The organism is Methylobacterium dankookense, from assembly GCF_902141855.1.
GTDB lineage: Bacteria > Pseudomonadota > Alphaproteobacteria > Rhizobiales > Beijerinckiaceae > Methylobacterium > Methylobacterium dankookense.
The window spans coordinates 1-22,108 of the sequence record NZ_CABFVH010000040.1 but is presented as its reverse complement, the minus strand read 5'-3'; the positions used below and the strand labels follow the sequence as shown (position 1 = coordinate 22,108).

The window sequence follows — 22,108 nt, the reverse complement described above, 5'->3', positions numbered from 1 at the left end:
CGCGGCCGTGCCTGTTGCATGGCACACCAGATTCTTTCCGTATTCCTCCCGTGTCCCACCTTCGAACGATCGGCCTCTGGAGCGCGCTCGTCGCGGTCTCCGCCCTCCTCGCCTACGGCCTGTACCAGGCCCATTTCCCGGCGGCGCTGCTGCTCGGGCCGATGATCGCGGGCATCGCCTTCGGGGTGACGGGCGCGCGGCTCGCCCTGCCGCGGGCCGGATTCCAGGCGGCGCAGGCGATGATCGGCTGCCTCGTGGCCCATGCGGTGACGGGCTCGATCGCCAACACCCTGGTCGATGACGGACTTGTGATCGTCGCGGTGGTCCTCGTCACGGTGGCGGCGGGCGGCGTGGTCGGCTGGGCGCTGACCCGCCTGCGCATCCTGCCCGGCACCACCGCGGCCTGGGGCTCCTCCCCCGGCGGCGCCTCGGCCATGGTCGCGATGTCGGAGGAGTTCGGCGCTGATCCGCGCCTCGTCGCCTTCATGCAGTATGTGCGCGTGGTGGCGGTGGTGCTCTCGGCCTCCCTCGTCACCCGGATCCTGCTGCAGGGCAGCCCGGTTCCGGCCGGGCCCGACCAGGCGGTCGATGCGGCCTCCGCCGCCTCCGTCTTCACTACCCTCGCGGTGGCCGCGATCGGCGCGGCCGTCGCCATGGCTTTGCGCGTGCCGGCAGGCGCCCTCGTCGGCCCGATGATCCTCGGGGCCGGCCTCCACGCCGCGGGCCTCGTCCGCATGGACCTGCCGGCGCCGGTGCTCGACGCCGCCTACGCGGCCATCGGCTGGTATGTCGGCCTGCGCTTCACCCGCGAGACCCTGCGGCTCACCGTCCGGGCGCTGCCCGGGATCCTCGTCGCGACCTTCGCGGTGATCCTGCTCTGCGGCGGCTGGGCCTACGCGCTGACGCATCTGCTCGCCATCGACTTCCTCACCGCCTTCCTGGCGACGAGCCCCGGCGGGCTCGATTCGGTGGCGATCATCGCGGTGGGCTCGAATGCCGACGTCTCCTTCGTGCTGGCGGTGCAGACGCTGCGGCTGTTCGTGGTGCTGGTGACGGGCCCGCTCCTGGCCAAGTGGATCGCCCGCGCCGTGCCGGAGGGCGCGGCCTGATGGGCGCGCTCGTCCTCGCCTTCCTCAATTCCTGGCGGGGCCTCCGCCACGGGGCCCGCACCGAGCGGGCGGTGCGGCAGGAGCTGGCCTTGCTCGCGCTCGGCGTGCCGGTCGCCCTCGTCCTCGGCTCCGGCCTCTGGGTGAAGGTCGCGCTCGTGGCGAGCCTGCTCCTGATGCTCGCCGCCGAGTTCCTGAACACGGCGATGGAGAAGCTCTGCGACCACCTGCATCCGGACCGCCACCCGGCCATCGGCACGGTCAAGGACCTCGCCTCGGCCGGCGCCTTCCTGGCGCAGATGATCGCGGCCCTCGTCTGGATCGCCGCGCTGATCGAGCGCCTGTCGTAACGGGATCATGGCTGCCCCGCGGCCGCCCGGCGTTTCGGGCGCTCGCATCTCGCGGCGCGAAGGTCTATCTCGGCGGGCATGACGACCGACCGACCGGCAACCGACTACATCCGCAAGATCCTCACCGCCCGCGTCTACGACGTGGCGATCGAGAGCCCGCTCGATCCGATGCCGCGGCTGACCGCCCGCCTCGGCCGCCCGGTGCTCCTGAAGCGCGAGGATCTGCAGCCGGTCTTCTCGTTCAAGCTGCGCGGCGCCTACAACAAGATGGCGCGGCTCGACGCGGAGCAGCTCGGCCGCGGCGTGGTCTGCGCCTCGGCCGGCAACCACGCGCAGGGCGTGGCGCTCGGCGCCGCCAAGCTCGGCGCGCGCGCCGTGATCGTGATGCCGCGCACCACCCCTGCCATCAAGGTCGATGCCTGCCGGGCGCGGGGTGCCGAGGTGATCCTGCACGGTGACACCTTCGACGAGGCGCTCACCGAGGCACGCCGGCTCGAGGCCGAGCAGGGCCTGACCTTCCTTCACCCCTTCGACGATCCCGACGTGATCGCCGGCCAGGGCACGATCGGCAAGGAGATCCTGGAGCATCATCCGGGGCCGATCGAGGCGATCTTCGTGCCGATCGGCGGCGGCGGCCTCGCCGCCGGGATCAGTACGATCGTGAAGTACCTCCGCCCCGAGACCAAGGTGATCGGCGTCGAGCCGGACGACGCCGCCTGCATGGCCGAGGCCCTCAAGGCCGATTCGCGGGTGACGCTGCCGAGCGTCGGCCTGTTCGCCGACGGCGTCGCCGTGCGCCAGGCCGGCGAGGAGACCTTCCGGCTCTGCCGCGAACATCTCGACGGGGTGATCACCGTCGACACCGACGCCATGTGCGCGGCGGTGAAGGACATCTTCGACGACACCCGCGCGGTGTCCGAGCCCTCGGGCGCGCTGTCGCTCGCCGGCGCCAAGGCCTGGGCAGCCGAGAATGGCGGCGCGGGCACGCTCATCGCCATCTCGTCGGGCGCCAACCTCAACTTCGACCGGCTCCGCCACATCGCCGAGCGGGCCGAGATCGGCGAGGAGCGCGAGGCGCTGATCGGCGTCACCATCCCCGAGCGGGCGGGCGCCTACCGCGCCTTCATACGGGCGCTCGGGCCCCGCGCCATCACCGAGTTCAACTACCGCTACGCGCGCGGCGCCGACGCGCAGATCTTCGTCGGCATCAACCTCGCGGGCGGCAAGCCCGAGAAGCGCGCGCTGATCGCCTCGTTGCAGGAGGCCGGCTACGGCGTCCTCGACATGAGCGACAACGAGATGGCCAAGGTCCATGTCCGCTACATGGTCGGCGGCCGGGCGCTCGGCCTCGCCCACGAGCGGCTCTACCGCTTCCAGTTCCCGGAGCGGCCGGGCGCGCTGCTGAAGTTCCTCGAGGCGCTCGGCGAGGACTTCAACATCAGCCTGTTCCACTACCGGAACCACGGCGCCGATTACGGCCGCGTGCTTGCCGGGATCGAGGTGCGCCCGGCCGACCGCGCCCGCTTCGACGCGGCGCTGGAGACGCTGGGCTATCCCTGTTTCGACGAGACCGACAATCCGGCCTACCGCCTGTTCCTCGACAACGGCACCGGCCCGGCGGCAGCGGCGGCCGAGTAGGGCTCATACCAACGTGCGTCGATCCCGACTCTCCGTCGCGATCGACGCGCCCGGCGGACGGCCGCCGCCGCGCCATCGCACGGGCAGACTGCGATGCGTCGCGTTCAATCGCAGCCCTGTATCAGGCCGGCTCGACGGCGACGCTCTCCACCTCCGGCAGCGCGCGCAGGGTCCGCGCCACGCGCTCGGCCTGGGCCGGCGAGAGGCGGGCCAGCGCCAGCCGGATCTCGTCGCATCCGGCCTCGTCGGCGGGATGCATGACGAACTGGCGGATGCGCGAGGCCGGCAGGCCGGCGGCCTCCTGCACACCCTCCAGCGGGAGCGCGCCGGCGCGCGCCACGATGCGCAGGGACCGGGGCTGGAGCCGGGCCTGCCAGCGCTCCTCCAAGGGCTTCACGCCGCCGAGGATGGCGAGCACGATCGCCGTCGCCGCGAGCGCCGGCACGTAGAGGCCGCCGCCGCTGGCGAGCCCGATCGCGGCCACAGCCCAGAGGCTCGCCGCGGTGGTGAGCCCCTTCACCATCTCCCCGCGCAGGAGGATGGTGCCGGCCCCCAGGAAGCCGATGCCGGAGACCACCTGCGCCGCGACGCGTGAGGGATCGAGCACCACATGGCTCTGGCCGGTGACGTCGCCGAAGCCGAAGGCCGAGACCAGCATGAACAGGCAGGCCCCGACGCAGACCAGCATGTGCGTGCGCAGGCCCGCCGCCCAGAGCAGGCGCTGCCGCTCCAGCCCGACCACGCTGCCAAGCACCGCTGCCAGAGCGAGGCGGCCGATCATCTCCGCATTGCCGATCAGGGCCAAGCCTCCGCCTCTCCTCCGGGTCCGTTCAGGGGCCCAGATAGGAGATTTGCCGGCTCAGACGATCCCGAGGGCGGCCTTCTCCGCCTCGTAGGCGGTCCGCACCGTGTCCTGGCCGTAGATCCGCTCCAGCCGCCGGACGGTGAAATGGGCGCGGGCGGTCGACTGGAAGTGGTTCATGAAGGCGGTGTTGACGGTGGCGCCGCCGATCGCACCGAGCACCGGCACCGCCTGGGCGGCCACCTTCTGCGAGACCACGATGCCGAAGCGGGCGGCGATCTGCGCGGTGAGCCGCACCAGGACCGGCGCGCCCTCGTCGAGGAGCGCCTTGCTGCCGGCATAGCGCGCCGCCTCGGACATGGTCTTGGCGAGCGCCGCGCGCACGGCGAAGTAGCCGCTCTCGGTCAGCCCGGTGGCGAGCACCTGCGACTCGCCGCGGCGCCCGCCGAGGGCGAAGACCTGCATGCAGGCGAGCACGCCCTCGGGCGTCTCCAGATCCTCGCCCTCCTCGCGGGCGATCTCGGCGATGGAGCGCAGCATCAGCGTCGTGGAGACCGGCAGCTCGACCGCGAGCGTGGCGAGGCCGAAGGCGCCGCCCACCGCCCCGCTCAAAGCGGCCATCGCCTTGTGGGCGGCCTCGCTCGATCCGAACAGGCGCTCCAGGCGCCCCTCCACCTTCGCGGTCGCCGCCTCGATCTCGGTGCCGGGCGCCGGCACGACCTCTTTCTTCGGCAGGGTGGCGAGGGCGACCCGCAGGGCGCCGCGCATCGCCGCCTCGGCGCTGCGCCCCACCGTCTCGGTGACAGGGGCGGGCAGCGAGCGCCCGATGATGTCGAGGGGCGCGCCCGCCGCCGCCGAGAGCCGGGCAGCGAGGCCCGGCTGCTCCAGGGCCCGCACCGCCCGCCGCAGGGCGGCGCGGTCGGCCTCGCTGAGCATGCGCTCCGGGGTCTCGATGGTGGCCGGCAGGGTCTCTCCGGCGAGGGTGATGTCGCTCACAGGTCGTTCCCGCTGATGGCGGCCGATAAGGTGGTCAGAAACGTCGGACTGAGCAAGCGCGGGGGAGCCCGCTTGGTTCCGCGCGCCTCCCCCGGCCGGGCTACCTCAGGCCTTGGCCGCGATCGCCTCCGCCTCGGGCGGCGCGACGGGCTCCGGCTCGGCGCGGCCCTCGCGCAATGCGATCAGGAGCAGGCAGAGCAGAGCCACCGGGATCCCGATCCCGGCCGAGACCGCGAAGAAGACGGGATAGCCCATCGCGTCCACCATGAATCCGGAGAAGCCGCCGACGAACTTGCCGGGCAAGGCGTAGAGCGAGGACAGCAGCGCGTATTGCGTCGCCACGAAGGCCGGCGAGGCGAGGCTCGACATGTAGGCGATCAACGCCGTGCCGGCGAAGTTGCCGGCGAAGTTGTCGATCGAGATGCTGAGCACGAACAGGCCCGTATCGTGGCCCGAGACCGCGAGCCAGGAGAACATCAGGTTCGAGGCCGCGGCGATGATGCCGCCGAACAGGAGCGAGGCCTGGAGCCCGAAGCGGATCACCGCCCAGCCGCCCGCGAGCGCCCCGACGATGCCGACGATCACCCCGTAGACCTTGGTCACGTTGGCGATCTCGGTGAGGGTGAAGCCCTGCTCGATGTAGAAGGGCTGCGCCATCACGCCCGAGATGATGTCGGGCAGCCGGTAGAGCATGATCAGCGCGAGGATCGCCACGAGGCGGAAGCCCTTGCGGCGGACGAGGTCGGAGAAGGGGTCGACCACGGCGACCCGCAGCGTGGTGGCGAGCGAGCGGTGCTCGTCCGCGACGGCGACCGGATCCTGCCGCGGCGCCAGGAAGGCGGCGATCAGCCCGACCAGCATCAGCACGGCCATGGCGGTATAGGCGAGGTGCCAGCCGGCCCCCTGCGCGATGTAGAGGGCGCCGGCCCCCGCGAAGGCGCGGGCGATCGCATAGCCGAGCTGGTAGGCGGCGAGCATCACGCCCTGCCGCTCGGTCGGCGCCGCGTCGATGCGCCAGGAATCGACCACGATGTCCTGCGTCGCAGAGGCGAAGGCAGTCACCAGCGCGCAGACCACGATGAAGAACAGCGATTCGGACGGGTTGCCCTGGCTCATTCCCAGGAGCCCCGCGATCACCGCGATCTGCGACAGGACCATCCAGGCCCGGCGCCGCCCGAGCCAGCGGGCGGCGAGCGGCAGGTCGAACCGGTCGATCACCGGCGCCCAGAGGAACTTCATCGAGTAGGCGAAGGAGACGTAGGACAGGAGCCCGATGCTGGTGCGCTGGATGCCGGCCGTGGCGAGCCAGGCCGAGAGCGTCGAGAACACCAGCAGGATCGGCAGGCCGCAGGCGAAGCCGAGCGCCAGCATCAGGCCGATGCGCGCATCCTCGAGGACGTCCTTCAGGCGCAGCCGCGGCTTTCCGGGCGTCTGCCCGAGCTTGCGCGCGCCGCTCGTCGTCTCGCCGGTCTTCATCTCGGGGCTGGCCTGCTTTCCTGTGCGTGGGTCGGGTCGGGCCATGGCGCGATGGGAACTCCTCGGGCGCGAGATGCCTTGACCCCGGACTCGGATCCGGGGCCACGCGCGCCTACCGGATCTCGACATGGCGGCGAGATCATGATCGATAGTTCGTTAATGGAATTGCAGAATTCTGGCCTTTGAGATGAAGCTCCGGGGGGAACATCTCGATCGCGCGGCCGCCGAGATGGCAGCCGCGGATGAATCCGGCATGACGCAGGCGCCCACCCCACCGGAGACCGCGCTCGCGCCGAGCACCTTCGCGCTCGCCTTCGACGCGAGCCCGACGCCGATGCTGGTGACCGACGCGCGGCACGCGGACAACCCCATCGTCTGGGTCAACGACGCCTTCCTCGAACTCACCGGCTATGCCCGCCACGAGCTGATCGGCCGGAACTGCCGCATGCTCCAAGGGCCGGAGACCGACCAGGCCGAGATCGGCCGCATGCGCGCGGCCATCGCCGCGGCCGTGCCCTTCGCCGTCGAGATCCTGAACTACCGCAAGGACGGCACGCCGTTCTGGAACGGCATGACCGTCAACCCGGTGCGCGACGGCGAGGGGCGGCTCGTCTACTTCTTCGCCGCGCAGGCCGACATGACCGACAAGCGCCGGCTCGAGACCGCCATGCGCGGCACCAACGACGAGCTGGAGCGCCAGGTCGGCGCGCGCACCGCGGACCTGGAATACGCCCTCGCCCAGAAGACGGCCCTGCTGCACGAGGTCGATCACCGGGTGAAGAACAACCTGCAGGTGATCTCCTCGCTGATGCTCCTGAAGGCGCGGCGCACGCCCGAGGGCGAGGCCCGCGACGCGCTGCAGGGCATGGCCGACCGCATCGGCGCGCTCTCCACCGCGCACCGGATGCTCTACGCCTCCGACGACGTCAGCCATTTCGACCTGGCCGATTTCATGAGCGACTTCCTCTCGGACATGAACGCCTCCCTCGACAGGGAGCGCATCCGGGTCGAGGCCAGCGTGGAGCCGGTGGCCGTGTCGGCCGCCATGGCCGCGCCGATCGCCCTGATGATCCACGAACTGACGAGCAACGCCGTGCGCCACGCCTTCCCCGAAGGCCGGACCGGCCTCGTCACGGTGACGGCCCGGCGCGAGGCGGACACCCTGCGCATGACCGTCGCCGACGACGGCGTCGGCCTGGCCGGGGCCGAGCCCAATCCGGCCGGTTTCGGACGCAACCTCGTGGAGATGCTGGTGCGGCAGCTCCGCGGGCGGATCGACTGGCAGGACGGGCCGCCGGGCATCCGGATCGAGATCGGCGTGCCGCTGCCGGATCCCGCTTGAGCTTCGCCGCCAGATGCCGCAACTAAGAGTTGTAATCGGGAGGATACGCCGCGTGACGAGCCATGATGCATGACCCGGGGCCGGCCCTGCGCGTTCTCGTGGTCGAGGACGAGGCGCTGATCGCCCTGGAACTCGAATGCCTTCTCGACGATCTCGGCCACGTCACGGTGGGCGTCGCCGGGAGTTCCAAGGAGGCGATCGCGCTCGCCCGCTCGACGGCGCCCGACGTCGCCCTGGTGGACGTGCACCTGATCGACGGCCCGACCGGCGTCGAGGTCGCCCGGGCGCTGAGCGCCGATCCGCGCACCACGGTCGTGTTCATGACCGCCAACGCCAAGCGCATCCCGGACGACTTCGCCGGCGCGGTGGGGGTGATCGCCAAGCCCTATTCCGAGCGGGTGGTGGCGCGCACCCTCGATTACGTGGCCTGCCGTCGCTCCGGGAACGTCCCGCCGCCCTGCCCGGACGGGTTCAGTCCGGCGCCCCGCTGAGGTCCACGCCCCGGCCCGCGCCACCGCTTCGGCCTCGATGCCAGAGAAGAATGGATGATCCGCGCCGACGCATGATCGCGACGCGCCGGCGTCGCGCCTAGTGAAGACGTCTTAGTCTCCGGTCTAGTGCCCCGCATTTAATCTTATTTTACGGACCTTTCCGAGAGCCGATCGGGCCAGCCGGCAAATCTTCCTTCGCCCTATTTTTCGGCAATCGGCCCTGTCGCTGCCTGCCGGCCGAGCAATCCGCTCTGCTCCAGATCATCGTTGTATTGTTCTTCCGCCGTCGATCCGGCGAGGTGACAGACGGACAACGCTCCCATCTCGGATCACAGATTGGATAGTCGCGATCGAGACGGCTTGGTGCTGCCGCAATTCTGAAGGAAGCAGCCGGCTGACGGGCGGCAATCGGGGCCGGCCCATCATGACCGTGATCGGAATTGCCGGCCGCCGCAGCGGCCAAGCAGCACCGGCTCGCGGCGTCGCGGTGCGGCGTCGTGGGCGGGGTGCCGGGAGACGTGCATGTTTGCAGAAGCGGCCGCCAGGGCCGAGCAGGACGGGGCGCCGGCCCCGCGGATACAGGCCACCGCGCAGGCCGGCGCAGGCCAGGGAAGCACGCATCAGGGCAGCGCGGGTCAGGCCGGCGCAGCCGCGGCCGGAGCACAGGCCCGCGTCGATTCGGGCCTGAGCGCCCTCGTCCTCGTCGCCTCGTTCCATCAGGTTCCGTGCGAGGCCGGCCAGATCCGGCACGAGCTCGGCATCGGCGCGGGCCCGGCCACGGCGATCGACCTCGTGCGCGGCGCCAAGTCGGTCGGCCTCAAGGTGCGCCTTCTGGAAGGCCAGAAGCCGCAGCGCCTGGAGAGCGTGCCCACGCCCGCCATCCTCCAGTACGACGACGGCAGCTACCGCCTGCTCGGCCGACGGCTCGAGGACGGCACCTGGCGCATCATCGATCCCGCCGCCCGCACCGCCGAGCATCTCGCCCCCGATGCGGTGACCGCGCGCTGGACCGGCACCGTCATCCTCGTCACCCGCCGCGCCAGCATCGCCAAGGTCGTGGCCGATTTCGGCCTGACCTGGTTCATGCCGTCGATCTGGCGCTACCGTCGGCCGCTGGCCACGGTCCTGGTCGCCTCGCTGTTCATCCAGCTCTGCGCGCTGATCACGCCGGTCTTCTTCCAGATCGTCATCGACAAGGTGCTGGTCCACAAGGGCTACGCCACCCTCACCCTGGTCGTGGTCGGCCTGCTCGTGCTCGGCCTGTTCAACGTCGTGCTGCAATACCTGCGGCAGTACATCCTCACCCACACGACGAGCCGCATCGACGTCGAGCTCGGCGCGCGCCTGTTCGACCACCTGATGCGCCTGCCGCTCGGCTATTTCGAGACCCGCGCCGCCGGCCAGACCGTGGCGCGCGTGCGCGAGCTGGAGCAGGTGCGCAACTTCCTCACCGGCCAAGCGCTCACCGCCGCCATCGACGTGCCCTTCACGCTGCTCTTCATCGCGATCCTGTTCTTCTACTCGCCGGTGCTCGGCACCATCGTCGCCCTGTCCATCCCCTGCTACGTGATGGTCGCGGTGCTGCTGCGCCCGATCCTGCGCGAGAAGACCCTCGAGCAGTTCAGCCGCTCGGCCCTGTCCAACCAGTTCCTGATCGAGTCGATCGTCGGCATCCACACCGTCAAGGCGATGGCGGTGGAGCCCACCTTGCGCGTGCAGTGGGAGGAGCGGCTCGCGGCCTACGTGAAGACCAGCTTCGTCACCGGCCTGCTCGGCAGCCTCGGCCAGAACGCGATCCAGTACATCAACGCCGTCACCACGGCCCTGGTGCTGTTCTTCGGCGCCTACGCGGTGATGGGCGGCGAGATGACCGTCGGCAGCCTGATCGCCTTCAACATGATCATGGGCCAGGTCACCCAGCCGATCCTGCGCCTCAGCCAGCTCTGGCAGAACTTCCAGCAGGTGAAGGTCTCGATCGAGCGCCTCGGCGACGTGCTCAACGCTCCCGTCGAGACCCGCTCCATGGCCCAGGCCCACCTGCCCCCGGCCAAGGGCCAGATCACCGTGCGCAACGCCGTGTTCCGCTACCAGCCGGGCGCGCCCGAGGTGCTGCGCGACGTCTCGCTCGACATCCCCGCCGGCCAGGTGATCGGCATCGTCGGGCCCTCGGGCTCGGGCAAGTCGACCCTGACCAAGCTCCTGCAGCGGCTCTACCTGCCCGAGAAGGGCCAGGTCCTGGTCGACGGCATCGACATCGCCCAGGTCGATCCGGCCTGGCTGCGGCGGCAGATCGGCGTGGTGCTCCAGGAGAACCTGCTCTTCAACAAGACCGTGCACGAGAACATCGCGCTGGCCAATCCGAGCCTGACCCGGGCCCAGGTGATCCAGGTGGCGCGGCTGGCGGGCGCGGACGAGTTCATCAACCGCATGCCGCGCGGCTACGACACGATGATCGAGGAGCGCGGCGCCAACCTGTCGGGCGGCCAGCGCCAGCGCCTCGCCATCGCGCGGGCGCTCGCCACCAATCCCCGCATCCTGATCCTCGACGAGGCGACCTCGGCCCTCGACTACGAGAGCGAGCGCATCATCCAGGAGAACATGAAGCTGATCGTGCAGGGCCGCACCGTGGTCGTCATCGCCCACCGCCTCGCCGCGGTGCGGGGCTGCGACCGCATCATCGCCATGCAGGACGGCCGCATCGTCGAGGATGGCGCGCACCGCGAGCTCGTGACCCGGCCCGACAGCCTCTACGGCCGCCTCTGGCACCTCCAATCCTACCATTCCGAGCAGGGAGCCGCCGCATGAGCGCCCAGCCGAACGTCCCGGCCCCGGTTCCGGTCCCGGCGGCGCCCCGCGCCGGCCGCGCCGTCGACCGCCTCGCCGCCCGCCTGCCGGCGATCCGGCCGCGCGACCTCTCGCCCCGCGCCCTCTCGGCCCGGGTGCGCACCATGGCCGACACCCGCGAGGACCAGGAGTTCCTGCCCGCGCATCTCGAGATCCTCGAGACGCCGGCCTCGCCGCTGGCCACGGTCTTCACCTGGACGATCTGCGCGATGTTCGCCTGCGCGCTGCTCTGGAGCGTGCTCGCCAGCCTCGACATCTTCGCCGTGGCCTCGGGCCGGGTGCAGCCCTCCGGGCGCTCGAAGGTGCTGCAGCCCTTCGAGACCAGCAAGGTCCAGGCGGTCAGCGTCCGCAACGGCGACCGCGTCAAGGCGGGCGACCTCCTCGTCGACCTCGACGCCACCGAGCAGGCGGCCGACCTCACCGCCCGCGAGAGCGACCTCGACGCGCTCACGGCGCAGATCGCCCGGCGCGTCGCCACGATCGACGCGATCCGGGCGGACCGCAAGGACGGCGAGCCGGACTACGCGCCGAACACGGCGAAGGCCGTCCGCCTGCGCGAGAGCGCGGCGATGACGAGCGAGCTCAACCAGCACTACGCGACCCGGGCCGCCCTCGAATCGCAGCTCGGCGAGAAGAAGGCGCAGGAGGAGCGCTTCACCGGAAGCATCGAGGCCCGCGAGCGCCTGAAGGCGGTGCTGCGCGAGCGCGCCGACATGCGCGAGACCCTGGTGGCGCGCTCCGCCGGCACGCGCGCGGCGGTGATCGACGCCCTGCAGCAGGTCGAGCAGGTCTCGGCGGAACTCGCCTACGACCGGGGCCAGCTCGTCGAGGCGCGGGCGGCGGCGGAATCGCTGCAGCGGCGCATCGAGCAGCTCACCAGCGAGACCATCGCGAAGCAGGCCCAGGCCCTGACCGAGACGGCGCAGAAGGTCGACGCCCTGCGCCAGGACGTGGTGAAGGCGCGCATGCGCCGCGAGCGGATGCAGCTGCGCGCGCCGATCGACGGCACGGTGCAGCAGCTCGCCGTCACCACGGTGGGCCAGGTGGTCACCCCCGGCCAGCCGCTGCTGGTGCTGGTGCCCAACGACGGCACGGTCGAGATCGAGGCGCTGGTGCTCAACAAGGATATCGGCTTCATCTCGCCCGGCCAGGCGGTGACGGTGAAGGTCGATTCCTTCCCCTTCACCCGCTACGGCACCGCCGAGGGCCGGGTGGTGCGGGTCTCGCGCGACGCGATCGACGAGCGGGATGCGAGCGGCTCGACGGACGCGCTCTCGGTGGCGCGCAGCCAGGGGACGGGCGGGGTGATCGGCACGCCGCGGACGCAGAACCTGGTCTTCCCGGTGACGATCGAGGTGATGCAGAACGACATCGTCTCGGAGGGCAAGCCGGTGGTGCTGACGCCGGGCATGACGGTGCAGGCCGAGATCCACACCGGCAACCGCCGGGTGATCGACTACGTCCTCACGCCGATCCGGGAGACCACCTCCAGCGCCGGGCACGAGCGGTAAGATCAGGCGCCGCAGGTTCCGCGAAAGCATTGTCTTTCGCGGAACCGGCAACCACGCCCGCGGAGAATGCTCTCGCCGCGGGACCTGCGGCCGGCGCGGCTACTCGGTCGTGACGCTGCGCAGCTTCTGCCCGAGGCCGATCGCGCGGGAGATCCGCGAGCGCTCGGCGCTGTAGGTCGCGCAGACCAGGGGGTAGTCGATCGGCAGGCCCCACTTCGCCCGGTAGGCCTCCGGGGTCAGGCCGCGCAGGGTCAGGTGCCGGCGAAGCGCCTTGTAGGGCTTGCCGTCCTCGAAGCTGATGATGCTGTCGGGGCGGATCGATGCGCGGATCTGGGCGTCGGTCGCCTTCTTCTGCTCCTCCTTCACGGGGGTGCCGAGGGTGCGCAGCGACTGATGCACCGTGCTCACGAGGTCGGGGAGCTGGCCCGAGGGGACGCTGTTATGCGCAACGTAGGCGACGACGATTTTCGCGGCGAGCTCGAAGATGTCGGGATCCGGCTGCATCGACTTCCCCCAAAAGGTCACGACACCCGCATGGCAGGAATGCCCGTATGCGATTGCATCTTACAATAGCATAATCTGCCTAATTCTTCTACCTCTGATTGAAGAGCCGAATGTGTAGAGAATCCCTCTACGCGACGCCTCCGAGCAGCCTCGCGAAGCGAGCCGGCGGACGGCCGAACAGCCGTCCGGCTATACCGTCCGGCAGGGCCGATTCGCGCTTGAAAATGCGCCACGCCTCTCGCAGGAACAAGCGGATTTCACGGCTTTGCGCGCCCGCGAAGACATCAGGATGAACGGATAGGTCGGTCGCGATGGAGATTCTCGTCGTCGGCGCGGGCGTGGTCGGTCTCGCGGTCGGGCGGGCGCTCGCGTCGCGCGGGCATGAAGTCGTGGTGGCCGACGCGGCCGACGCCTTCGGCACCGGGATCTCCGCCCGAAATTCCGAGGTCGTCCACGGTGGCATGTACTATCCGGCCGGCTCCCTCCGGGCGCGCCACTGCGTGACCGGGCGGCGGATGCTCTACGCCTTCTGCGAGAGCCACGGCGTCGCCCACCGCGCCTGCGGCAAGCTGATCGTGGCGACCACCGAGGCGGAGGCGGGGAAGATCGCCGCGATCCGCGACCAGGGCGTGGCGAACGGCGTCGAGGATCTCGTCCTCATGGAGGGCGCCGAGGCGCGGGCGCTCGAGCCGAATCTCGCCTGCACCGCCGCGCTGCTCTCGCCGCGGACGGGCATCGTCGACAGCCATGGCCTGATGCTGGCGCTCCTCGGCGAGATCGAGGATCGCGGCGGCATGCTCGCCCTGCACACGCCGGTGGAGGGCCTGACGCGGGCGGACGGCCGCTGGCTCGCCCGGTTCGGCGGCGCGAGCCCAGGCGCCTTTCCCTGCGACGCCGTGGTGAACGCGGCGAGCTTCGGGGCGCAGGACCTCGCCCGCGCCACCGACGGCTACCCGGCCGAGCGGGTGCCGCCCCTCGTCCTCGCCCGCGGCAACTATTTCGGCTGCACCGGCCGCCCGGCCTTCAGCCACCTGATCTATCCGGCCCCCGTCGATGGCGGGCTCGGCATCCACCTCACCCTGGATCTCGCCGGGCGCATGCGATTCGGGCCGGACGTGGAGTGGATCGACAGCCTCGACTACCGGGTCGACCCCGCCCGGGGCGCCCTGTTCTACGACGCGATCCGCCGCTACTGGCCGGCCCTGCCCGACGGCGCCCTGGTGCCCGACTATGCCGGGATCCGGCCGAAGCTCACCGGCCCCGGCGGCGGATCCGCCGATTTCCGGATCGACGGCCCGGCCGAGCACGGCCTGCCCGGCCTCGTCCACCTGTTCGGCATCGAGAGCCCGGGCCTCACCTCCAGCCTCTCCCTGGCCGAGGACGTCGCCGACCGCCTGGAGGCCTGATCCCGGGTTTCCAAAGGCCTCAGGCCTTTGGCGGGGTGCCGGGGCAGCGCCCCGGCGAAAGCCCCAGGGCTCCGCCCTGGACCCGCCAAAGGGGTGACCCCTTTGGGATCCCAAGACCTTCTTAGGACAGCAGGTGCAGGGCCAGTGGCACCACGATGGCGGTGAGGAAAGCGTTGAGGCCCATCGCGATGCCCGCGAAGGTGCCCGCCACCTCGCTCACCTGGAAGGCCCGGGCGGTGCCGACGCCGTGGGCGGCGAGGCCGGCGGCGAAGCCGCGCGCGCGCATGTCGCGGATGCCCATCACCTGCATCAGCGGGGTGACGAGGATCGCCCCGACGATGCCGGTGGTCATCACCAGCACGGCGGTCAGCGTCGGGTCGCCGCCGAGCGCCTCCGAGATGCCCATGGCCACGCCCGAGGTCACGGATTTCGGGCTCAGCGAGACGATCACCGGCTCCGGGATGCCGAGGAGCCGCGCGGTGCCGATCGCGGTGACGAGGGCGGCCGTGCAGCCGGCCGCGAGCGCCGCCAGCATCGGCAGGAAGGCCCGCACCACCGTGGCGCGGTGCTCGTAGAGCGGCAGCGCCAGCACCACCGTCGCCGGGCCGAGCAGGAAGTGCACGAACTGGGCGCCCGCGAAATAGGTGGGATAGGGCGTCTCGGTGAAGGCCAGCACGCTGGCGGTGATCGCGATGGCGATCAGCACCGGGTTCGCCACCGGGTGGCGCCCGGTGGCCGCCGAGATCCGGTCGGCCACGAGATAGGCGACGAGCGTCACCGTCAGCCAGAGCAGCGGCGTGCGCGAGAGATAGACCCAGAGGGCGAAGTCGCCGGTCATCGGCCCCGGCTCCCGCGTCCGACGAGGCGCTCGACGCCGACGAAGACCAGCACCGTCACCGCGAGCGCGGCACCCGTCGAGGCGACGATGACGACGGCGAGCTTCAACCCCTGTGCCTGCACCACGTCCAGCCGGCCGACGATGCCCGCACCAGCCGGCACGAACATCAACGACAGGTTGGCGAGCAACCCCTTGCCGGTGCTCTCCAGGGTGCCGTCGGTCAGGGGCCGCGGCATCAGCCGCAACAGGACCGGCGGCCCGCTGTCGCGCAGGATCAGGAAGCCGAGGAGCAGCGCCATGCCGATCACCGGGCCGGGCACCGGCAAGCCGGCGGCGCGCGCCGCCGCCTCCCCGATGAGTTGGGCGAGGAGGATGAGGGTGAGGCTCGCGATCATCGCTGCAGCGGCCTCTCAGGAGGCCGACTCGCTCCGCCCCGCCGCCTCAGCCCGGGCTTGGCCGATCGCGGCCTCGTCGAAGCCGAGAAGCCGGCCCAGCCGCCAGACCAGGGCCTCCTCGAACTCGTCGACCGTCCCGTCGGCGCCCGCGACCGACCATGCCATGGCGAGCAGGCGCGCCCGCTCGGCGTCGTCGGCTGCGTGCGGCAGCATCTCGACGAGGCTCGCCACGTCCCGTGTCTCGGCATCGAAGGCGCTCGCGCGGGCGATGAGGGCGTTCGCCGCCTCCGGCGTGGCGGCGTAGCGGCCGAGCACGAGCCGGGCCAGACGGTCGGATTCCGCGGGCGCGAGGATGCCGTCGACCCGCGCCACGTGGACGAGGAGCGCGGTGGCGGCGAGATGGGTGTCGTCGACGGGCTCAGGTCGTTCCGCGAGGCCGAAAGCCTCGGCGGCATAGGCACGCAGACGTGAGACGAGCGACATGGCGTGTTTCCGCGGGGGTCCGACAGCACAGTTCCGGCCCGCGGCGGCGCCGTCAAGGACAAGGCCGCACAGCCGCTTGCTCCGGCGCTTCGGCGTTGCAACACGGCATCGGCCGGCGGCGATACCCCTTGCCGATGCGCCTTGCCAAGACGCGGCCGGACCGCTAAGAGCCAGCACCCGAACGGTCCGCGCACGGACCGTTCCTGCCGCAATAGCTCAGCTGGTAGAGCACCTCATTCGTAATGAGGGGGTCGGGGGTTCGAATCCCTCTTGCGGCACCATTTTTCTCTTGCAATCATAGATACTTAGGCATCTTGAAGCAGGCCACTGATCGGCCTCGGATGTCCCGTAGTAAGCACATAGTGTCAATCTCCGGACGGTAACCTTGCGGAAAATTGGCGCGCGCGTCGAGACCGCGCGCTGGCCCTGGATCGGGAGTCCCCGGTCTCGCGGGGATGGCTCTCGTTGTCCGGCTCGGCCGCATCGAGCAGCCGCATGATCTGGTCGACGATGTCGAGCGTGGGCCCGGCTCGGCGCTCGAACTCCTCACGCGGGATGCTGGCGGCCGGAATCCGCTGCCGGGAGGGAAAGGCGATGACGTTACTCACGCGTCAGCTCCGCCGCAGCAGGGCTTCGAACACGTCGGCCAACAGCGCGCGGCCTCGTCGTTCCGGCGGGCGTCCTCGGCGATCGCTCGGGCGCCTGGGCAGCCGAGAGGGAGCGAGCAGGCTTCAGGGCCTCCCCTCCCCTCACGCGACCGGCAGCCAGCCGTAGAGCATCGTGCCCCGGCGATGATCGCGAAAGCAGCGACGAGCTCGCCAGCGAGACCCAGGAGCCGCGGCGCGCGGACGTGCGGGGCATCGGGCCGGGCGGCGCGGATGACGGGCCGAGCGTCTGTCTCCTCCGGCTCGAGGAGCGGCGTTGCGTTGGTGTGCACGATGGGCGCGGACCGGCGCTCGGCCGGACGCGGGGCGAGCGGGGGCGTTGCCATAACCGGGGTCTCCGGGGCTGAAGGGGGGTCGGATGTGTCGGGAGTACCGGCAGCCCACTGGGCTGCCGAATTCCTTGCGTTTAAGCAGCAAATTCGCAACTATGTTGCGAATAAACGCGCGGTTTTCGCAGTATCAATGCAAATTCGCTGCAAGGACGCGATTTTGACGCCAGAGCCGTGCAAGTTGGCTCGAGCGGGCCTTGGGATTAGCGATCTGGCGGAACGAGCTCAGGTCTCGACGAACACCGTCTCTCGGTTCGAGGCTGGAGAAGAGCTGAAGAGCCGAACTGTCGCTGCCCTACAGGCCGCTCTCGAAGCGGCCGGCGTCATCGTCATCGAGCAGAACGGAGAAGGCCCGGGCGTGCGCCTGCGGAAGAGCGAGGGCACGAACTGATGCCTCGCCTTCCTTTGCTGGCCGGCGCCCTGATCGCCTCGGCGGTCGTGTTCGTGAAAGCCCGCTGGGATCAGGGGGACAAGTGATTGCTGCGACGAAATTTCTGGGCACCCGAAGGCGAAGGGCGAGACTGCCATCTCACGAGACCCGGCTACACCGCTCATCACTGGGATCGTCGAATTGCGGCAAGCTGTTCTACTGACCAGCTCTCGACAGCCACGCTCTGGCAGCTATTCTGAGGCCCGCATGGTCGCTTGCGACTCGCCTTCAATCTCTTGACGCGAAACTATTCACAGAGAAGACATGTAATAAATTCGGATAAATCCAGCTTATCGGAGGTTTTATATAATGCCTGCGTTCAGCATCGACATGTCGAGCCCAATGCCATCCGGCAACACTGGAACGAATGGAGGTCCTGGGGTAGGTGGACACGTCAATCGCGAAAAATGGTATATCCAATATGGCATGGATTTGAGCGGCCCTGTCGGCACAAGAGTGTATGCTGCATTCGACGCTCATATAACCGTTTATCATCCACACGATAAATCAAGCGATTCGACTAAAGAGTACGGAGCGCAGATTTTCGCTCGATCAGAAAATGATAAAGCTGGCGTTTTTTACCAGCATATCACCTCAGTCCCGGCCGCGATTAAAGCAGGCGCCAAAATTAGTAGAGGCGATTTGCTTGGGGAAGTTTATATCATTCCAGGAAGCGGCATGCCGCCTCATTTGCATTGGGCTTTAGTTGAGATTATTGGCGGCGCCCCTGGAGGCAGATATGTTGGTGTAAATCTACATACAAAATTGCTAGCTAAAGCTAATTCTTCGGATGTGTTTTCCATAACGTTCAATCAGAATGGAACTCCTCCTTCCATGACCTGAAGACAGGCAGGCTTTTGCGGCGAGCCTGGCGCTAGGGTTGCCTTCATCCGCCTCACGCCATCGTGAGGAAACGGCCGCAACATGCTCCGGCCCCATGCATTGGCTCCCCAACGCAACGACGAAGGAGACAACGATGCGTAAGCTCGCTCTCATCTCCGCCGTGACGCTGTCCCTCGGGGCTCTCGGCGTGACCGGCGCTCAGGCGCAGGGCTACGGCTATGGCGGTTACGGTGGCTATGGCGGTTACCGGGATGGTGGCTACGCCCGAGGCTATGACCGCGGCTACGGCTACGATCGCGGCTATGACCGGCGCGGGCGCCGCGGTCTGTCGACGGGCGCCGCGGTAGGCCTGGGCATTGCCGGTGTAGCGGCCGGCGCGGCTGCGGCCGGTGCCTACGAAGGCGGCTATGCGCCGAGCTACTACGGCCGCGGCTACTAAGCCGCTGTCGCCAACGAGTTCAGGGCCCCCGCTGCACCGCCCGCAGCGGGGGCTTTCTCATGTTTGGCTCCTGCCAGGCTGGCTGCGATCCGCTTCGCCGCAGCGATCAACACGGCATCGAGGTGATGCACGTACCGGCTCGTCACCGAGTTGCCGGATCAACCACCAACACTCGGCCGCCCACGCATCGCCCCGACCTTCAGGGCGGCGGCAATCTTCGCCCCGGTCTGATTGGCTACAGTCTTCAGTGGGTCGTCATGCAGGTGCGCGTAGATCTCCGTCGTGCTTGTCTGTCGGTGACCGAGCACCTTGCCGACCGTGAATAGGGGGCTCCGTCCGCGACCGCGAAACTCGCGAAGCTATGGCGCAGATCGTGGATGCGGACCGCATCGAGGTTCGGCGCCCGGTCAGCCGGCTCGCCAGCTGCTACGGCACGTGCTCTCGCCAGCACGGTCGCCCGCTTCCGCACCGCACCCCAGACCTGCAGCAGGCCACCGATTGGTCCACCTGACCGCGAGGACCGTAGGATGCAGGGCGATCTCCGCGGTAGATTCGCCAGGATCTCCAGCGCAGCCCCTGCCAGCGGCACCGCCTTCGCGCCGGTCTTCGAGTTCGGCATGAAGGCAGGCACGGTCGAGATCCACCCACGCCCATTGCAGCGTCGCGATCTCCTGCTTGCGGGCGCCAGTGAGGAGCAGCAGGGCGAATGCCGGTCGCCATCGTGTGGCTGATCCCAGCCTCCTCCTCCATGACTGCCAGTGCCTCGGCCAGAGCAATCACCTCGCGGTCCAGCAGGAAGCGCTCGCGGCTCTCGATCTTGTAGAGCTTCACACCCTTGGAAGGGTTGGCCGGTAGCATCTTCCGCCGAACCCCGAATTCAGCATGGCCTTCAGCGCGCCCGCCTTCGCGTAGCGCCAAGCTGTCGCTCGTCGCCTCTGGCAAGCCCACCGTCGTCGAGACCGAGCGCATCGGCTCGCCCCAGTCGTGCTCGCTGATGTGGGAGAAGACGCCGACGTGGTTCGTGGCCAAGCCGCCCCGCCGCAGCTCCTCGCAGAGCCGCGCCGCATATGTTGCCACCGCCTGCTCCAGTTCGACCCGATCCGTCACCCGGTGCGAGAACGAGCGGGTGATCGCGCAGCTCTTGCGCTGGGTCGGCATCAGCGCCAGCAGCAGGCAAGCAAGCGGGAGCAACTCGCAGGTGACGCGCTCACCCCCCAGTTAAATTTGAATTATTAGCACAAAACACATCTCCTAGCCGATCTGCATAATGTACCGATTTCCGCTCCGGAAACATCGGACGTTGCATATCTAGCCTTTGTGACTATAATTTCTCTGAAACCTCCAGCAGCAATGTGGACGCCATCTTTCGATGAACGAACGATTTCGCCTGGCTTTTCAGACGTAAATTCTCCAACGCGCGCTCGAATGATATCAAATTTTTGATTGTTATCGAGTACAATCTTTAAGCAATGGTCTGGGCGATCAAAAGGCTCGTAATTATATGATCTTACCACTCGAGCGATAGAATCCGCATTTTCTTGCCACGTCAGATTTTGAATTGATCTGTCCTTGTGTCGATATATTTGGCGCTTAGCCAAATCCTGCTTCCGACAAACGAGTGACTTCTCTTCAAGGACATCTATAAGTACTTTTCCGAGCAACAGAGCTCCCTCTCTCATGCACTTCGTAAAAAGACTCAATCCTGTCTCATTGTCAGCCAATGGAAATTTGCTTTCAGCGACGACATCTCCCGTGTCAATGCCAGGAAGTATCATATGAACCGACACTCCGAAATATTTTTCACTGTTGCGGATCGCCCATTCATGACAATGAACGCCTGCATATTCCGGCAAAAGAGCCGGATGTAGATTTATGGCTTGATATTTTACCTCATCAAGCGCTTCGCGGCCAATTATCTGTAAATTGTTTGCACTAACTATCCAATCAACGCCCGAAGATCGTAAATACTCAACGCTGCGATGCGAGCCAAAATCGCTCAGTTGAACCAAGTATTTATTCCTCTCTGTTCGAGGCTGTATGTATGCTACAAGATGACCATTAGGATGGCTGCAGATTGTACGAACCGCTTCCGCAGCCGGCCAGCCATCACCAAGCACCAAGAATCGCGTCGGCATCTTCTACCTCCCACTGCTTTGGGCACGCCTTATCCTATACCCAATTAGAGCAGCTGAAATAAACGAAAAATATCCTTTGCGAGTTCTATTGCGGAGTGCTCTTCAGCCCTTTCTCTATTAGATCGACAAATGCGCCGACATTTTCGAGCGAACCGATTTCAGCAACGCCGAAGCGCATGCCAAATTCGCTTTCGACTGCCAAAACCAAAGTAATGTGGGACACTGAATCCCACTCCGAAACATCGGCGGCCGTTGTCTTTCGACTGAGGGCAATGTCCTTGTTTTCGAAGACTCGGCGAGCGATTTCTTGCAAATTACATAGAACGTCCATATCGCCCTCCTTGCGCTGCAACCAAGAAGCAATGCTTTGTGCTGCGATATAGTTATGCAGCACCGTGTCGAGCAGTTTCTGATCTTCCGTGAATTGTATAATTTGAGATTTCCGCGAGCGCCCGCAGGTCGACTTTTCCGTTTGTGTTGAGCGGGAGGGCGTCGAGGACGATCACGGCCTGCGGGATCATGTAGTCGGGCAGGCAGCCCTGCAGGCGCGCCCGGACCGCGGCCGTGTCGAGCGGTGCGCCGGCGACGAAGCCGACCACGCCCGCGACCGTCCCGTCAGCGGCGGGCAGCGGCAGGACGGCCACGAGGTCGCGCCCGGCCGCCGCCCGCAGGGCGCCCTCGATCTCCAGCGTCTCGACCCGGTAGCCCCGGATCTTGATCTGGTGGTCGACGCGGCCGAGGAAGTGCAGGCCATCCCCCGCCTCCAGCCGGCCGAGATCGCCGGTCCGGTACCAGCGCGTCCCCTCGACGGTCCGGAACCGGTCCGCGTCGAGCTCCGGCTGCTGCCAGTAGCCGCGCGTGAGCTGCGATCCGGACAGGCAGATCTCGCCGACGGCGCCCGGCGCGGCGGGCCGGCCGGCCTCGTCGAACAGGGCCATCCCCTGCCCCGCCAAGGGCCGGCCGATCGGCAGGACCGTCGCGGGATCGTCCGGCCGGTAGGCGAAGTGGCTGATGGCGATCGTCGCCTCGGTCGGGCCGTAGAGGTTGTGGATCGCGCTGTCCGGGGCGGCCCGCGCCCAGATCCG

23 protein-coding genes and 1 tRNA gene are annotated in these 22,108 nt (G+C 68.3%); 12 read left to right on the top strand and 12 right to left on the bottom strand.

The window, feature by feature from the left end; all coding sequences use genetic code 11:
* Positions 1-41: 41 nt before the first annotated feature.
* The 3 genes from MTDSW087_RS22585 (at position 42) to ilvA (ending at position 3,094) form a co-directional block, all read left to right on the top strand.
* Positions 42-1,109 carry an AbrB family transcriptional regulator gene (locus MTDSW087_RS22585; protein WP_144767154.1) on the top strand — a complete coding sequence of 356 codons (1,068 nt, stop codon included), beginning with the start codon at positions 42-44 and terminating at the stop codon, positions 1,107-1,109.
* A complete protein-coding gene (locus tag MTDSW087_RS22580) occupies positions 1,109-1,456 on the top strand; it encodes a diacylglycerol kinase (protein WP_144767119.1) in 348 nt (115 codons plus the stop codon). The genes MTDSW087_RS22585 and MTDSW087_RS22580 overlap by 1 nt, the downstream gene beginning before the upstream one ends.
* 78 nt (positions 1,457-1,534) lie before the next feature.
* On the top strand, positions 1,535-3,094 hold the full coding sequence (gene ilvA / locus MTDSW087_RS22575; protein WP_144767118.1) for a threonine ammonia-lyase, biosynthetic: 1,560 nt from the start codon (positions 1,535-1,537) through the stop codon (positions 3,092-3,094).
* Positions 3,095-3,215: 121 nt separating this feature from the next.
* On the opposite strand, the gene MTDSW087_RS22570 is transcribed toward ilvA, so the two are convergent.
* From MTDSW087_RS22570 to MTDSW087_RS22560, 3 genes are all read right to left on the bottom strand, one after another.
* Positions 3,216-3,875, bottom strand: coding sequence for an MgtC/SapB family protein (locus MTDSW087_RS22570; protein ID WP_186383966.1), 660 nt, complete (start codon positions 3,873-3,875; stop codon positions 3,216-3,218).
* A 78-nt stretch (positions 3,876-3,953) separates the two neighbouring features.
* A complete protein-coding gene (locus tag MTDSW087_RS22565; RefSeq protein WP_373321916.1) occupies positions 3,954-4,832 on the bottom strand; it encodes an EcsC family protein in 879 nt (292 codons plus the stop codon).
* Positions 4,833-4,997: 165 nt separating this feature from the next.
* Complete coding sequence (locus MTDSW087_RS22560; RefSeq protein WP_238178773.1) at positions 4,998-6,413, bottom strand: AmpG family muropeptide MFS transporter; 1,416 nt, start codon at positions 6,411-6,413, stop codon at positions 4,998-5,000.
* A gap of 208 nt (positions 6,414-6,621) precedes the next feature.
* On the opposite strand from MTDSW087_RS22560, the gene MTDSW087_RS22555 reads away from it, so the two are divergent.
* From MTDSW087_RS22555 to MTDSW087_RS22540, 4 genes are all read left to right on the top strand, one after another.
* Positions 6,622-7,710, top strand: coding sequence for a PAS domain-containing protein (locus MTDSW087_RS22555; RefSeq protein ID WP_144767116.1), 1,089 nt, complete (start codon positions 6,622-6,624; stop codon positions 7,708-7,710).
* A gap of 62 nt (positions 7,711-7,772) precedes the next feature.
* Positions 7,773-8,201, top strand: coding sequence for a response regulator (locus tag MTDSW087_RS22550; RefSeq protein WP_144767115.1), 429 nt, complete (start codon positions 7,773-7,775; stop codon positions 8,199-8,201).
* Between the two features lie 522 nt (positions 8,202-8,723).
* Positions 8,724-11,006 carry a type I secretion system permease/ATPase gene (locus tag MTDSW087_RS22545; RefSeq protein WP_144767114.1) on the top strand — a complete coding sequence of 761 codons (2,283 nt, stop codon included), beginning with the start codon at positions 8,724-8,726 and terminating at the stop codon, positions 11,004-11,006.
* The gene (locus MTDSW087_RS22540; RefSeq protein WP_144767113.1) at positions 11,003-12,556 is read left to right on the top strand and encodes an HlyD family type I secretion periplasmic adaptor subunit; all 1,554 of its coding nucleotides are present in this window, start codon (positions 11,003-11,005) and stop codon (positions 12,554-12,556) included. The genes MTDSW087_RS22545 and MTDSW087_RS22540 overlap by 4 nt, the downstream gene beginning before the upstream one ends.
* Positions 12,557-12,655: 99 nt before the next feature.
* Here the strand turns inward: MTDSW087_RS22540 and MTDSW087_RS22535 are convergent, their stop codons facing one another.
* Positions 12,656-13,060 (bottom strand): Ros/MucR family transcriptional regulator, encoded by a 405-nt coding sequence (locus MTDSW087_RS22535; protein WP_144767112.1) that lies wholly within the window; start codon positions 13,058-13,060, stop codon positions 12,656-12,658.
* A 311-nt stretch (positions 13,061-13,371) separates the two neighbouring features.
* Between MTDSW087_RS22535 and MTDSW087_RS22530 the strand changes: the two genes are divergently transcribed.
* On the top strand, positions 13,372-14,466 hold the full coding sequence (locus MTDSW087_RS22530) for an NAD(P)/FAD-dependent oxidoreductase (protein ID WP_144767111.1): 1,095 nt from the start codon (positions 13,372-13,374) through the stop codon (positions 14,464-14,466).
* Between the two features lie 121 nt (positions 14,467-14,587).
* Here the strand turns inward: MTDSW087_RS22530 and MTDSW087_RS22525 are convergent, their stop codons facing one another.
* From MTDSW087_RS22525 to MTDSW087_RS22515, 3 genes are read right to left on the bottom strand one after another with little or no spacing between them, the layout of a single operon-like run.
* On the bottom strand, positions 14,588-15,304 hold the full coding sequence (locus tag MTDSW087_RS22525) for an LrgB family protein (RefSeq protein WP_144767110.1): 717 nt from the start codon (positions 15,302-15,304) through the stop codon (positions 14,588-14,590).
* Entirely contained in the window at positions 15,301-15,699 is a 399-nt protein-coding gene (locus MTDSW087_RS22520) for a CidA/LrgA family protein (protein WP_144767109.1), read from the bottom strand. Before MTDSW087_RS22520 ends, MTDSW087_RS22525 begins: the two co-directional genes overlap by 4 nt.
* Positions 15,700-15,714: 15 nt before the next feature.
* On the bottom strand, positions 15,715-16,182 hold the full coding sequence (locus MTDSW087_RS22515) for a tellurite resistance TerB family protein (protein ID WP_144767108.1): 468 nt from the start codon (positions 16,180-16,182) through the stop codon (positions 15,715-15,717).
* Between the two features lie 205 nt (positions 16,183-16,387).
* Between MTDSW087_RS22515 and MTDSW087_RS22510 the strand changes: the two genes are divergently transcribed.
* Positions 16,388-16,463, top strand: a tRNA-Thr gene (locus tag MTDSW087_RS22510).
* Positions 16,464-16,547: 84 nt separating this feature from the next.
* On the opposite strand, the gene MTDSW087_RS22505 is transcribed toward MTDSW087_RS22510, so the two are convergent.
* Positions 16,548-16,790: a hypothetical protein gene (locus MTDSW087_RS22505; protein ID WP_144767107.1), complete on the bottom strand. Its 243-nt coding sequence runs from the start codon at positions 16,788-16,790 to the stop codon at positions 16,548-16,550.
* A gap of 417 nt (positions 16,791-17,207) precedes the next feature.
* Between MTDSW087_RS22505 and MTDSW087_RS22495 the strand changes: the two genes are divergently transcribed.
* The 3 genes from MTDSW087_RS22495 to MTDSW087_RS22485 all read left to right on the top strand — a co-directional run bounded on the left by MTDSW087_RS22495 (position 17,208) and on the right by MTDSW087_RS22485 (position 18,888).
* The gene (locus MTDSW087_RS22495; protein ID WP_342353841.1) at positions 17,208-17,567 is read left to right on the top strand and encodes a helix-turn-helix transcriptional regulator; all 360 of its coding nucleotides are present in this window, start codon (positions 17,208-17,210) and stop codon (positions 17,565-17,567) included.
* A gap of 348 nt (positions 17,568-17,915) precedes the next feature.
* Positions 17,916-18,449, top strand: coding sequence for a M23 family metallopeptidase (locus tag MTDSW087_RS22490; protein ID WP_144767106.1), 534 nt, complete (start codon positions 17,916-17,918; stop codon positions 18,447-18,449).
* Between the two features lie 133 nt (positions 18,450-18,582).
* Positions 18,583-18,888: a hypothetical protein gene (locus MTDSW087_RS22485; protein WP_144767105.1), complete on the top strand. Its 306-nt coding sequence runs from the start codon at positions 18,583-18,585 to the stop codon at positions 18,886-18,888.
* A gap of 426 nt (positions 18,889-19,314) precedes the next feature.
* On the opposite strand, the gene MTDSW087_RS31320 is transcribed toward MTDSW087_RS22485, so the two are convergent.
* The 4 genes from MTDSW087_RS31320 to MTDSW087_RS22465 all read right to left on the bottom strand — a co-directional run.
* Positions 19,315-20,046 (bottom strand): DinB/UmuC family translesion DNA polymerase, encoded by a 732-nt coding sequence (locus MTDSW087_RS31320; RefSeq protein WP_144767150.1) that lies wholly within the window; start codon positions 20,044-20,046, stop codon positions 19,315-19,317.
* Positions 20,047-20,120: 74 nt separating this feature from the next.
* A complete protein-coding gene (locus tag MTDSW087_RS22475; RefSeq protein ID WP_144767104.1) occupies positions 20,121-21,023 on the bottom strand; it encodes a methionyl-tRNA formyltransferase in 903 nt (300 codons plus the stop codon).
* An 85-nt stretch (positions 21,024-21,108) separates the two neighbouring features.
* Complete coding sequence (locus MTDSW087_RS22470) at positions 21,109-21,417, bottom strand: acyl carrier protein (protein ID WP_210248301.1); 309 nt, start codon at positions 21,415-21,417, stop codon at positions 21,109-21,111.
* The coding region (locus MTDSW087_RS22465; protein WP_144767103.1) for an AMP-binding protein at positions 21,407-22,108 on the bottom strand (702 nt) is incomplete at its 5' end. The genes MTDSW087_RS22465 and MTDSW087_RS22470, both read right to left, overlap by 11 nt.